Below are 12,118 nucleotides of genomic sequence, written 5' to 3'. Positions count from 1 at the left end.
GATGAAGCTCTTCTACTACCCCAGCAATGCCAGCATGGCGCCGCACTTCGTGCTGGAAGAAATCGGCAAGCCGTTCGAACTCGAATTCGTCGACCGCACGCACGACCAGCACAAGTCGCCGGACTACCTCGCGCTCAATCCGAACGGGCTGATCCCGGTGCTGACCGACGGCGACCTGGTGCTGTACGAAGCCGCCGCCATTTGCCTGCATCTCGCGGATACGCATCCCGAGCAGCGGCTTGCGCCCGCACTCGGCACACCGGAACGCGCGCAGTTCTACAAATGGCTCATGTGGCTCACCAACACGCTCCAGACGACGCTGATCGCGTACTTCTATCCGGAGCGCTGGGTCGACGTGGGCAACGTGGCGGGCGCCACGCAAGTGAAGGCGCACGCGGAGGCGAAAATCGCGGCGCTGCTGGATCAGCTTGAGCGTCAGCTGGAGACGAGCGGCGGCCCCTGGCTGCTCGGTGCGCATTACACGGTGCTCGATCCGTATGCGCTGATGCTGTGCCGCTGGACGCGCGGCTTTGCCGAGCCGGCGCGGCAGCGTCCGGTACTCGGCGGTTATCTGCAGCGGGTGCTCGCGCGCCCGGCGATCCAGCGGGCGTTGCAGACTGAAGGGCTTGTGCAGCCCTGGGTGTGACGCGTCATGGCGGCAACATACGCGTCACTCGATGCGCATGCGTGCCGGGGCGATCCGGAAACGGCAGCGGCCACGACGTCGCGAACCCGAGTTGGTGTCGGCGTCACAGCGTGAGGCCATACACCTCCCGCGCAGCCTGGCGGATCGCGTCGGCCATCACCGCGACGGCCGGCGAATGCAGCCGGTCGGTGCGCGTGATGATCCCGAAATCGTCCATCCGGCAATCCATCTCCAGCGGCAGCACCGTGACGATCCCGTGGCGCGCGTAGTAGCGCGCGACGTCCTCGGCCAGCACCGCGATCATGTCGCTCTGTTCGAGCAGCTGCGTGATGAACAGCAGCGCGGACGTCTCGACGAGGTTTGACGGCGGCGCAAGGCTCGCGCGCTGGAACACGAGTTCGAAGCGGTGGCGCAGCACGCTGCCGGCCGGCGGCACGACCCACGCGGCGCGTTGCACGTCCGCGAGCGACAGCGGCGCCTGCGCGAGCAGCGGATGGCCCGTCCGCACGACGGCGGCCACCGGCTCGCCGGTCAGCGGTTCGTAGCGCAGCCGCAGCTTGTCGTGTTCGGCGGAGAGCCGGCCGAGCACGATGTCGATCTTCTCCTGCGCAAGATGTTCGAGCAGCACGTTGCTGGTGTCGATCTCGACCGACACGTGCAGGCCGGCATGCGTCCCCTTTACGGCGGCGACGGCCGGCGGCACGAGCCGCAGGCCCGGCGACGTGATCGCCCCCACCGCCACATGGCCAAGATGGCCGGCCTTCAGCGCGGCCAGTTCTTCGTGCGCCTGGTCGAGGCTGCCGAGCGCCGCGCGCGCGTGGCGGATCAGTGCGTCGCCGTACAGCGTCGGCCGCATCCCGCGCGGCAGGCGCTCGAACAGCACCGCGCCGATTGATTCCTCGAGTTCGCGCAACAGCTTCGACGCGGCCGGCTGCGTCATGTTCAGCGCGGCCGCCGCGCGGTGAATGCTGCCTTCGTCGGCAAGCGCGACGACCAGCAGAAGCTGGCGCGTCTTCAGGCGGCCACGGTTTCCCCACGGGCTGGCATCGGGCATCGTACGGGTTTATATCGATATCGAAATAGATATCGTAATCGCCCAAAACGTCATTAGCGAGTTATCAAAATTCTGCCTAGACTGCGCCGGTATCCCGTCACCACAGGACTGACGATGTCGGCAACGAAACCCAGGCTGCGCTCCACCCAATGGTTCGGCACGAACGACAAGAACGGCTTCATGTACCGGAGCTGGATGAAGAACCAGGGCATTCCCGATCACGAGTTCGATGGCCGGCCGATCATCGGCATCTGCAATACGTGGTCCGAACTGACGCCGTGCAATGCGCACTTCCGCAAGCTCGCCGAGCACGTGAAGCGCGGGATCTCCGAGGCCGGCGGCTTTCCGGTCGAGTTCCCGGTGTTCTCGAACGGTGAATCGAACCTGCGTCCGTCGGCGATGCTCACGCGCAACCTCGCGTCGATGGACGTCGAGGAGGCGATTCGCGGCAACCCGATCGACGCGGTCGTGCTGCTCGCCGGCTGCGACAAGACCACGCCCGCGCTGCTGATGGGCGCGGCGAGCTGTGACGTGCCGGCGATCGTCGTGTCGGGCGGGCCGATGCTGAACGGCAAGCTGGAGGGCCGGAACATCGGCTCGGGCACGGCCGTGTGGCAACTGCACGAAGCGCTGAAGGCCGGCGAGATCGACCTGCATCACTTCCTGTCGGCCGAAGCCGGGATGTCGCGCTCGGCCGGCACCTGCAACACGATGGGCACCGCGTCGACGATGGCGTGCATGGCCGAGGCGCTCGGCGTCGCGCTGCCGCACAACGCGGCGATTCCGGCCGTCGATTCGCGCCGCTACGTGCTCGCGCACATGTCCGGCATCCGCATCGTCGAGATGGCGCTGGAAGGGCTCGTGCTGTCGAAGATCCTCACGCGCGCGGCGTTCGAGAACGCGATCCGCACGAATGCGGCGATCGGCGGCTCGACCAATGCGGTGATCCACCTGAAGGCGATCGCGGGCCGCATCGGCGTGCCGCTCGAACTGGAAGACTGGATGCGCATCGGCCGCGACACGCCGACGATCGTCGACCTGATGCCGTCGGGGCGCTTCCTGATGGAAGAGTTCTATTACGCGGGCGGGCTGCCGGCCGTGCTGCGCCGGCTCGGCGAAGGCGGGCTGCTGCCGAACCCGGACGCGTTGACCGTGAACGGCAAGTCGCTGTGGGACAACGTGCGCGAAGCGCCGAACTACGACGACGAGGTGATCCGTCCGCTCGACCGGCCGCTGATCGCGGACGGCGGCATTCGGATCCTGCGCGGCAATCTCGCGCCGCGCGGCGCGGTGCTGAAGCCGTCGGCGGCGAGCCCCGAGCTGCTCAAGCATCGCGGCCGCGCGGTCGTGTTCGAGAACCTCGACCACTACAAGGCGACGATCAACGACGAGGCGCTCGACGTCGACGCAAGCTCGGTGATGGTGCTGAAGAACTGCGGGCCGCGCGGTTATCCGGGGATGGCCGAGGTCGGCAACATGGGGCTGCCGCCGAAGCTGCTGCGCCAGGGCGTGAAGGACATGGTGCGGATTTCCGACGCGCGGATGAGCGGCACCGCGTACGGCACGGTCGTGCTGCACGTCGCGCCGGAGGCCGCCGCCGGCGGGCCGCTCGCGGCCGTGCGCAACGGCGACTGGATCGAGCTCGACTGCGAGGCCGGCACGCTGCATCTCGACATTACGGATGACGAACTGCAACGCCGCCTGTCGGACGTCGATCCGGCCGCGGCGCCGGGCGTGGCCGGCCAGCTCGGCAAGGGCGGTTACGCACGGCTGTACATCGATCACGTGCTGCAGGCCGATGAGGGGTGCGACCTCGACTTCCTGGTCGGCACGCGCGGCGCGGAGGTGCCGAGCCATTCGCATTGAGCGGCTGCGCGGCAGCCGGTGGCGGGCTTTCCCGGCCCGCGCTTCGTGAAACCGTGAACGCATGACGGCCGGCCGCCACAGGCGCCGGCGCAGGACGCGAACCATGACATCGAGCAGCACGCCGCGCTATCGCGGCATCTTCCCCGTCGTCCCGACGACGTTTGCCGACACCGGCGAGCTCGATCTCGCGAGCCAGAAGCGCGCGGTCGATTTCATGATCGACGCAGGCTCGGACGGGCTGTGCATCCTCGCGAACTTCTCCGAGCAGTTCGCGATCACCGACGACGAACGCGACGTGCTCACGCGCACGATCCTCGACCACGTCGCGGGCCGCGTGCCGGTGATCGTCACGACGTCGCACTACAGCACGCAGGTGTGCGCGGCGCGCAGCCTGCGCGCGCAGGAACTCGGCGCGGCGATGGTGATGGCGATGCCGCCGTATCACGGCGCGACGTTCCGCGTGCCCGAAGCGCAGATCTTCGAGTTCTATGCGCGCGTGTCGGATGCGATCGCCATTCCGGTCATGATCCAGGACGCACCCGCGAGCGGCACCGCGCTGTCGGCCCCGTTCCTCGCGCGGATGGCGCGCGAGATCGAGCAGGTCGCGTACTTCAAGATCGAGACGCCGGGCGCCGCGAACAAGCTGCGGGAGCTGATCCGGCTCGGCGGCGATGCAATCGAAGGGCCGTGGGACGGCGAGGAGGCGATCACGCTGCTCGCCGACCTGCACGCGGGCGCGACCGGCGCGATGACGGGCGGCGCGTATCCGGACGGCATCCGGCCGATCCTCGAAGCCTTCCGCGAAGGGCGCCACGACGACGCCTACGCGCGCTACCAGGCCTGGCTGCCGCTGATCAACCACGAGAACCGCCAGTCCGGGATCCTCACCGCGAAGGCGCTGATGCGCGAAGGCGGCGTGATCGCGTGCGAGCGGCCCCGGCATCCGATGCCGGAACTGCATCCGGACACGCGCGCGGAACTGCTCGCGATCGCGCGGCGGCTCGATCCGCTCGTGCTGCGCTGGGCGCACTGAACGATCACCGAAGGATTCGCGAAGGAGGCGTGCACGATGAGTGATCAGGTTTCGCTGGGTGTCGTCGGCATCGGCAAGATTGCGCGCGACCAGCATCTGCCGGCGATTGACGCCGAACCCGGTTTCAAGCTGACCGCGTGCGCGAGCCGTCACGCGGAAGTCGCCGGGGTACGGAATTACCGCGATCTGCGCGCGCTGCTGGCCGCCGAGCGCGAGCTCGACGCCGTGTCGCTGTGCGCGCCACCGCAGGTGCGCTACGCGCAGGCGCGCGCCGCGCTCGAAGCGGGCAAGCACGTGATGCTCGAAAAGCCGCCGGGCGCGACGCTCGGTGAAGTGGCCGTGCTGGAAGCGCTCGCGCGCGAGCGCGGCCTCACGCTGTTCGCGACCTGGCATTCACGCTGCGCGAGCGCAGTGGAACCTGCCCGCGCCTGGCTTGCGACGCGTGCGATCCGCGCGGTGCAGGTGCGCTGGAAGGAAGACGTGCGGCGCTGGCATCCGGGGCAGCAATGGATCTGGGAGCCCGGCGGCCTGGGCGTGTTCGACCCGGGCATCAACGCGCTGTCGATCGTCACGCGAATCCTGCCGCGCGAGCTCGTGCTGCGCGAGGCGACGCTCATCGTGCCGAGCGACGTGCAGACGCCGATCGCCGCCGAACTCGATTGCGTGGATACCGACGGCGTGCCGGTGCGCGCGGAATTCGACTGGCGGCACGGTCCGGTCGAGCAATGGGAGATCGCGGTCGACACGGCCGACGGCGTGCTCGCGATCAGCCGCGGCGGCGCGCAGTTGTCGATCGCTGGCGAGCCGGTCTGGCTCGGGCCCGAACGCGAGTATCCGGCGCTGTATGCGCACTTCCATGCGCTGATCGCGCGTGGCGAAAGCGACGTCGACGTGCGGCCGTTGCGGCTCGTCGCCGATGCATTCCTGTTCGGCCGGCGCGTGCAGACCGACGCGTTCGGCCGCTGATCACGCGAACGCGCCACGGCGCGATCACGCACGACGAATCATTACGGCATGAGCCGACACAAAGGAGACATCGCATGAACCGCACGACCCACACGATCCGCCGCCATACGTTGCGCGCGCTGCTCGCCGCGCTATGCATCGCACCGCTCGGCATGCAGGGCGCCGCGCGCGCCGACGCACCGCTGAAGATCGGCTTCCTGGTGAAGATGCCCGAGCAGGCGTGGTTCATCAACGAGCAGAACGCGGCGTCCGCGCTCGGCCAGAAGGAGAACTTCTCGGTCGTGAAGATCGGCACGCCCGACGGCGAGAAGGTGCTCGCCGCGATCGACAACCTCGGCTCGCAGGGCGCACAGGGCTTCGTGATCTGCGCGCCGGACGTGCGGCTCGGCCCGGCGATCGCCGCGCGCGCGAAGCGCTACAACATGAAGTTCGTGACCGTCGACGACCAGCTCGTCGACTCGACCGGCAAGCCGCTGCCGAACGTGCCGCACCTCGGGATGTCGGCGACCAAGATCGGCAACCAGGTCGGCCAGGCCATTGCCGACGAGATGAAGCGGCGCGGCTGGAAGCCCGAGGAAGTCGGCGCGTTGCGGATTACGAACTACGAGCTGCCGACCGCGAAGCTGCGCACCGACGGCGCGACGCAGGCGCTGCTCGCGAACGGTTTCCGCAAGGAGAACATCTTCGACGCGCCGCAGAAGACGACCGACGACGAAGGCGGTTTCAGTGCGGCGGCGCCGGTGCTCGCGCGCCATCCGAACGTGAAGAAGTGGGTGGTCTACGCGCTGAACGAGGAAACCGTGCTCGGCGCGGTGCGTGCGACCGAGCAGCTGCATATCCCGGCGGCCGACGTGATCGGTGTCGGCATCAACGGCGCGGGCGAGGCGTTCGCCGAATTCCAGAAGAAGGAGCCGACCGGCTTCTACGGGACGATCGCCGTCAGCTCGACGAACCACGGCAAGGACAGCACGCAGAACCTCGTCGACTGGATCCGCAACGGCAAGACGCCGGCGCCCGACACGCAGACGAGCGGCAAGCTAATGACGCGCGCGAACTGGCAGGCCGTGCGCACCGAGCTCGGCATCTGAGCGCACCAGGCGAGAACGCGATGACGACGCAGACGATGACGGCCGTATCCGGCACCGGCACCGGCAACGACGGCGACACCGGTGCCGATGCCGGCCCGCGGAAGCCCGGCGGCCCGCTGCTCGCGCTCGACGGCATCACGGTGACGTTCCCGGGCGTGCGCGCGCTCGATGCCGTGTCGCTGTCGGTGCGCGCGGGCGAGGTGCACGGGCTGATGGGCGAGAACGGCGCGGGGAAGTCGACGCTGCTGAAGGTGCTGTCCGGCGTGAACCAGCCGCAGGCCGGCACGCTGGCGCTGAACGGCACGATGCAGCGCTTCGCGTCGACGCGCGCGGCGCTCGAGGCCGGCATCGCGATCATCTACCAGGAGCTGCATCTGGTGCCCGAGCTGACGGTTGCTGAAAACCTGATGCTCGGGCAACTGCCGAGCCGGCTGGGCGTGGTCGACGAACGCACGCTTGCCGCGCGTGCGCTCGATGCGCTGGAGCGGCTCGGCGAGCACATCGATCCGGGCATCCCGGTGAAATATTTGTCGATCGGCCAGCGCCAGATGATCGAGATCGGCAAGGCGCTGATGCGCGACGCCCGCGTGATCGCGTTCGACGAGCCGACGAGTTCGCTGTCCGCGCGCGAGACCACGCAGTTGTTCCGGATCATCCGCGCGCTGCGCGCGGAGGGCCGCGCGACCATCTACGTCACGCACCGGATGGAAGAGGTGTATGAACTGTGCGACCGCGTGACGGTGTTCCGCGACGGCCGCCGCATCGACACGTTCGATTCCGTGACCGATCTCGATCGCGACCGGTTGATCGGCTGCATGGTCGGCCGCTCGATCGAGGATGTGTACGGCTACCGGCCGCGCACGGCCGGCGACGTGCTGATCGAGGCGAAAGGGCTGGCGGGGCCCGGGTTGTCCGAGCCCGTGTCGTTCACCGCGCGGCGCGGCGAGATCGTCGGCTTCTTCGGGCTCGTCGGCGCGGGCCGCTCGGAGCTGATGAAGCTGCTGTACGGCGCCGCGCGCCCGAGCGCGGGGCACGTCGAGCTGAACGGGAAGCGGGTGGCGTTCGGGAGCCCGCGCGACGCGGTGCGCGCCGGCCTCGCGCTGTGCCCGGAAGACCGCAAGCAGGAAGGCATCGTCGCGATCGCGTCGGTGGCCGACAACCTGAACATCAGCGCGCGCCGGCATTTCAGCCCGGCGCGCATGCTGCTCGACGCGCGGCGCGAGCGCGAGCTTGCGCAACGCTACATCGAGCGGCTCGCGATCAAGACCCGCGACGGCGACACGCCGATCGGCGCGCTGTCGGGCGGCAACCAGCAGAAGGTCGTGCTCGCGCGCTGGCTGGCCGAACGCATCGACGTGTTCCTGATGGACGAGCCGACGCGCGGCATCGACGTCGGCGCGCGCGCGGAAATCTACAACCTGTTCTACGAACTCGCGGAAGCGGGCCGCACGGTGATCCTCGTGTCGAGCGACCTGGCCGAGGTGATCGGCGTGTCGGACCGGATCATCGTGATGAAGGAAGGACGGATCGCGGGCGAGGTCGCGAAGGCGCAGGCGACACCCGATGCGCTGATCAAGCTCGCGCTGCCGCGCTAGCGCCCCGCAACGATCAACCGGAATGCAAACGACATGAGCCAGGCAATGCAACCCCAACGCACGTCCCCGTCCCCCGAAGCCGCCGCCGTACCCGCGCGAGCGCGTGGCGGCGTGTGGCAGCTGATCAACCGCTCCGGCATCGTGATGGTGTTTCTCGTGCTGTTCGCGACGCTGTCGCTGACCGTGCCGGACTTCCTCACGCCGCGCAACATCCAGGGCCTGCTGCTGTCGGTCACGCTGATCGGCTCGATCGCGGTGACGATGATGTTCGTGCTCGCGCTCGGCGAGGTCGACCTGTCGGTCGCGTCGATCGTCGCGTTCTCGGGCGTCGTCGCATCGACGCTGATCACCGCGACGCACAGCGTCGTGCTCGGCATCGCGGGCGGCGTGCTCGCGGGCGGTGCGGTCGGGCTCGTCAACGGCGTGCTGATCGCGCGCTGGCGGATCAACTCGCTGATCGTCACGCTCGCGATGATGGAGGTCGTGCGCGGGCTCGCGTTCATCACGTCGAACGGCGACGCGGTGATGATCTCCGAGGAACGCTTCTTCGATCTCGGCGGCGGGTCGTTCCTCGGCATCTCGTATCCGATCTGGAGCAACATCGTCGGCTTCGTCGTGTTCGGCTTCCTGCTGCGCAAGACGGTGTTCGGCAAGAACGTGCTGGCCGTCGGCGGCAACGGCGAGGCCGCGCTGCTCGCGGGGCTGCCGGTGACGCGCATCAAGATCACCGTGTTCGTGTTGCAGGGGCTCGTGACCGGCTTCGCGGGCGTGATGCTCGCGTCGCGGATGAGCCTAGGGGACCCGAAGACGTCGGTCGGGCTCGAGCTCGGCGTGATCTCGGCATGCGTGCTGGGCGGCGTGTCGCTGACGGGCGGTGTCGCGACGATCTCCGGCGTGCTGGTCGGCGTGCTGATCATGGGCTCCGTCCAGGACGCGATGAGCCTGCTGAACGTGCCGACGTTTTACCAATATTTGATACGCGGCGGGATTCTGTTGCTCGCGGTGCTGTTCGACCAGTATCGTCGCAACCAGCGGCGCGCGATGAAGATCTGACGAAAGCGCGGCTGCCCGCGAACGCGACAGATATCGGGAGACGGCATGCAACAGACTCATCCGGCCGGGCAGGCGACGCTGCTGGCCGACAGCCGCAACACGCTCGGCGAAGGCGCGACGTGGTGCGACAGGACGCACGCGCTGTATTGGGTGGACATCGAAGGCGCGCAACTGTGGCGCTGTCGCGCGGACGGCTCCGACCTGACGCCGTGGGCGATGCCCGAGCGGCTCGCATGTTTTGCGCTGACACACGACCCGGACGTGCTGCTCGTCGGGCTCGCGACGCATCTCGCGTTCTTCGACCTGCGCAGCGGCGCGTTCACGCGGATCGTCGACGTGGAGCCCGAGCTGCCGACGCGGCTGAACGACGGGCGCTGCGATCCGTTCGGCGCACTCGTGTTCGGGATGAAGGACGAAGGCAGCGAGCCGCCGCAAGCGGTCGGCGGGTTCTACCGGCTCAATGCCGACCTCACGCTGGAGCGGCTCGCGTTGCCGCCGGCCGCGATCGCGAACAGCATCGCGTTTTCGCCGGACGGGTCGAAGCTGTATTTCTGCGATTCGCTCGTGCGCGAGATCTTCGTCTGCGATTACCGCGCGGGCGGAGACGTCGCCAATGTGCGGTCGTTCGCGCGGTTGACCGATCCCGACGGCGACCCGGACGGCTCGATGATCGATCGCGATGGCGGCCTGTGGAACGCGCAGTGGGGCGGCAGGCGTGTGGTGCGCTACGGGCCGGACGGTGTCGAGACGGATCGCGTGGCCGTACCGACCGCGCAACCGAGCTGCACGGCGCTCGACGGCGAAGGCCGCCTGTACGTGACGAGTGCCCGCATCGGGTTGAGCGACGATGCGCTGGCCGGCGACCCGCATGCGGGCGGCGTGTTCGTCGCGCAAACGCGGCACGCGGGGATGGCGACGGCGCGGTTTGCGGGGACGCCGCGCGGCTGATCGCGTGCGGGATGCCGTTCATGGGATGCCGCTGACGCAGCGGGCTTCGCGGCCAGGCCGGTAGTCCGTCGCGCGTGCGTGAGCGCGGCTGCTGCCCGACATGCCTGGAACCCGCCGTTCACCGCCCGACGTGCTGGTAAGATGGCCCGCAATCCCATCCCGCCCGCACCATGAGTTCCGCACCGACCAAACCCGCGAACCCGAAAAACGCCACGAAGCACACCGCCCGCGCGGCAGGCGACAAGCCGAAGGCACGCGTGCAGCAGCGCCTGACCTACGTGATCGGCGGTCTCGACCGGCTGCTGCGCCGCCACATGACCGATGCGCTCGCACCGCTCGGCATCACGCTCGCGCAATACACGGCGCTGTCGGTGCTCGAGGCGCGCGGCGCGTCGTCGAACGCGCAACTGGCCGAGCGCTCGTGGATCACGCCCCAATCGGCGAATGAAGTGATGAGCGTGATGGCCGCCCGCGGTTTCGTTACGCGTGAAGCTGACCCGTCGCACGGCCGCATCATCCTGCTGACGCTGACCGACGAAGGCGCGGCGATGCTGCGTGAATGCGAAGCCGTCCTGCGCCCGCTCGAGACGCGCATGCTCGGCGACATCTCCGCCGATGCCGCCGCGGACGTGCAGCGCGCGCTCGAACTGTTCTCGCGCAACCTGCGCGGCTGACCCCCTTCCGGAACCTTCATCGCGCGGGCCCGTGGGGCCCGCGTTCGCTTTGCCGGTCGCCTGACCGTTCCCCGATTCCGTCGTTTCCACCGCTTTCCGCTCCGGGTTTACACCGGCGTTCGTGCCGCTTGCAATATCAGGTAGCCTGATATTAAATGAAGCCGTCCGCAGCAGGGATGCTGCGCACCGAATCGCACAGGAACGAACGACAGGAAACGATATGAGCAAGTACGACAACCGCTGGCAGACCGTTGAAGTGAAGGTGGAGGCCGGCATCGCGTGGGTCACGCTGAACCGCCCGGACAAGCGCAATGCGATGAGCCCGACGCTCAACCGGGAGATGCTGCAGGTACTCGACGCGGTCGAATTCGACGACGAAGCGAAGGTGCTCGTCCTCACCGGCGCGGGCGCCGCGTGGACGGCCGGCATGGACCTGAAGGAATACTTTCGCGAGATCGACGGCGGCTCCGACGCAATGCAGGAAAAGGTGCGCCGTGACGCATCGGAATGGCAGTGGCGCCGCCTGCGGATGTACAACAAGCCGACCATCGCGATGGTGAACGGCTGGTGCTTCGGCGGCGGCTTCTCGCCGCTCGTCGCGTGCGACCTCGCGATCGCGGCCAACGAAGCCGTGTTCGGGCTGTCGGAAATCAACTGGGGCATCCCGCCCGGCAACCTCGTCAGCAAGGCGATGGCCGACACGGTCGGGCACCGCCGCGCGCTGCACTACATCATGACCGGCGACACGTTCACCGGCGTGGAAGCCGCCGAGATGGGCCTCGTGAACAGCAGCGTGCCGCTCGCCGGGCTGCGTGAAGCGACGATCGCGCTCGCGGCCCGCCTGATGGACAAGAACCCGGTCGTGCTGCGCGCGGCAAAGCATGGCTTCAAGCGCTCGCGCGAACTCACGTGGGAGCAGTGCGAGGATTACCTGTACGCGAAGCTCGACCAGGCGCAGCTGCGCGATCCGGAGCACGGCCGCGAACAGGGGCTCAAGCAGTTCCTCGACGACAAGACGATCAAGCCGGGCCTGCAGGCCTACAAGCGCTGACGCAACCGACGAGAGACACGCATGGCAGGAGACAACATGACCGACAGACGGATGCTGATCGCCGGCGAGTGGTGCGCCGCACGCGACGGGCGCACCTTCGACCGCTTCAATCCCGCGACGGGCGCGCTGGCGTCGCGCGCACCG

General features: G+C 68.4%; 11 protein-coding genes. 10 read left to right on the top strand and 1 reads right to left on the bottom strand.

Annotated features, from left to right (window positions below; genetic code table 11):
* The first annotated feature begins 1 nt into the window (after position 1).
* Positions 2-646, top strand: a complete 645-nt coding sequence (locus tag G3O00_RS20495; protein WP_241025252.1) for a glutathione S-transferase family protein — start codon at positions 2-4, stop codon at positions 644-646.
* 103 nt (positions 647-749) lie between these two features.
* Here the strand turns inward: G3O00_RS20495 and G3O00_RS20490 are convergent, their stop codons facing one another.
* Positions 750-1,700, bottom strand: a complete 951-nt coding sequence (locus G3O00_RS20490; RefSeq protein WP_206144126.1) for a LysR substrate-binding domain-containing protein — start codon at positions 1,698-1,700, stop codon at positions 750-752.
* A gap of 114 nt (positions 1,701-1,814) precedes the next feature.
* Here G3O00_RS20490 and G3O00_RS20485 point away from each other — a divergent pair, with 114 nt between their 5' ends.
* From G3O00_RS20485 to G3O00_RS20445, 9 genes are all read left to right on the top strand, one after another.
* Entirely contained in the window at positions 1,815-3,566 is a 1,752-nt protein-coding gene (locus tag G3O00_RS20485; RefSeq protein ID WP_206144125.1) for an IlvD/Edd family dehydratase, read from the top strand.
* 103 nt (positions 3,567-3,669) lie between these two features.
* Positions 3,670-4,599: a dihydrodipicolinate synthase family protein gene (locus G3O00_RS20480; RefSeq protein WP_206144124.1), complete on the top strand. Its 930-nt coding sequence runs from the start codon at positions 3,670-3,672 to the stop codon at positions 4,597-4,599.
* A 36-nt stretch (positions 4,600-4,635) separates the two neighbouring features.
* Complete coding sequence (locus G3O00_RS20475; protein WP_011353659.1) at positions 4,636-5,565, top strand: Gfo/Idh/MocA family oxidoreductase; 930 nt, start codon at positions 4,636-4,638, stop codon at positions 5,563-5,565.
* Positions 5,566-5,639: 74 nt separating this feature from the next.
* Entirely contained in the window at positions 5,640-6,653 is a 1,014-nt protein-coding gene (locus G3O00_RS20470) for an arabinose ABC transporter substrate-binding protein (protein ID WP_011353660.1), read from the top strand.
* Positions 6,654-6,673: 20 nt separating this feature from the next.
* Positions 6,674-8,248 carry an L-arabinose ABC transporter ATP-binding protein AraG gene (gene araG / locus G3O00_RS20465; RefSeq protein ID WP_206144123.1) on the top strand — a complete coding sequence of 525 codons (1,575 nt, stop codon included), beginning with the start codon at positions 6,674-6,676 and terminating at the stop codon, positions 8,246-8,248.
* Between the two features lie 33 nt (positions 8,249-8,281).
* On the top strand, positions 8,282-9,301 hold the full coding sequence (araH, locus tag G3O00_RS20460; protein WP_206144122.1) for an L-arabinose ABC transporter permease AraH: 1,020 nt from the start codon (positions 8,282-8,284) through the stop codon (positions 9,299-9,301).
* A 45-nt stretch (positions 9,302-9,346) separates the two neighbouring features.
* Complete coding sequence (locus G3O00_RS20455) at positions 9,347-10,249, top strand: SMP-30/gluconolactonase/LRE family protein (protein WP_206144121.1); 903 nt, start codon at positions 9,347-9,349, stop codon at positions 10,247-10,249.
* A gap of 170 nt (positions 10,250-10,419) precedes the next feature.
* On the top strand, positions 10,420-10,923 hold the full coding sequence (locus G3O00_RS20450) for a MarR family winged helix-turn-helix transcriptional regulator (RefSeq protein ID WP_174934671.1): 504 nt from the start codon (positions 10,420-10,422) through the stop codon (positions 10,921-10,923).
* Between the two features lie 220 nt (positions 10,924-11,143).
* Positions 11,144-11,974: a p-hydroxycinnamoyl CoA hydratase/lyase gene (locus tag G3O00_RS20445; protein ID WP_206144120.1), complete on the top strand. Its 831-nt coding sequence runs from the start codon at positions 11,144-11,146 to the stop codon at positions 11,972-11,974.
* Positions 11,975-12,118: the final 144 nt, after the last annotated feature.

It is taken from the genome of Burkholderia sp. Ac-20384 (assembly GCF_017104605.1).
Lineage (GTDB): Bacteria > Pseudomonadota > Gammaproteobacteria > Burkholderiales > Burkholderiaceae > Burkholderia > Burkholderia lata.
The sequence above is the reverse complement of the archived record's forward strand: the minus strand, read 5'-3'. Positions and strand labels throughout refer to the sequence as shown.

Excerpts from the sequence above, each read along its gene's own strand:
- G3O00_RS20495 (WP_241025252.1), top strand. The coding sequence starts at position 2 with ATGAAGCTCTTCTACTACCCCAGCAATGCCAGCATGGCGCCGCACTTC.
- G3O00_RS20490 (WP_206144126.1), bottom strand. The coding sequence starts at position 1,700 with ATGCCCGATGCCAGCCCGTGGGGAAACCGTGGCCGCCTGAAGACGCGC.
- G3O00_RS20485 (WP_206144125.1), top strand. The coding sequence starts at position 1,815 with ATGTCGGCAACGAAACCCAGGCTGCGCTCCACCCAATGGTTCGGCACG.
- G3O00_RS20480 (WP_206144124.1), top strand. The coding sequence starts at position 3,670 with ATGACATCGAGCAGCACGCCGCGCTATCGCGGCATCTTCCCCGTCGTC.
- G3O00_RS20475 (WP_011353659.1), top strand. The coding sequence starts at position 4,636 with ATGAGTGATCAGGTTTCGCTGGGTGTCGTCGGCATCGGCAAGATTGCG.
- G3O00_RS20470 (WP_011353660.1), top strand. The coding sequence starts at position 5,640 with ATGAACCGCACGACCCACACGATCCGCCGCCATACGTTGCGCGCGCTG.
- araG (WP_206144123.1), top strand. The coding sequence starts at position 6,674 with ATGACGACGCAGACGATGACGGCCGTATCCGGCACCGGCACCGGCAAC.
- araH (WP_206144122.1), top strand. The coding sequence starts at position 8,282 with ATGAGCCAGGCAATGCAACCCCAACGCACGTCCCCGTCCCCCGAAGCC.
- G3O00_RS20455 (WP_206144121.1), top strand. The coding sequence starts at position 9,347 with ATGCAACAGACTCATCCGGCCGGGCAGGCGACGCTGCTGGCCGACAGC.
- G3O00_RS20450 (WP_174934671.1), top strand. The coding sequence starts at position 10,420 with ATGAGTTCCGCACCGACCAAACCCGCGAACCCGAAAAACGCCACGAAG.
- G3O00_RS20445 (WP_206144120.1), top strand. The coding sequence starts at position 11,144 with ATGAGCAAGTACGACAACCGCTGGCAGACCGTTGAAGTGAAGGTGGAG.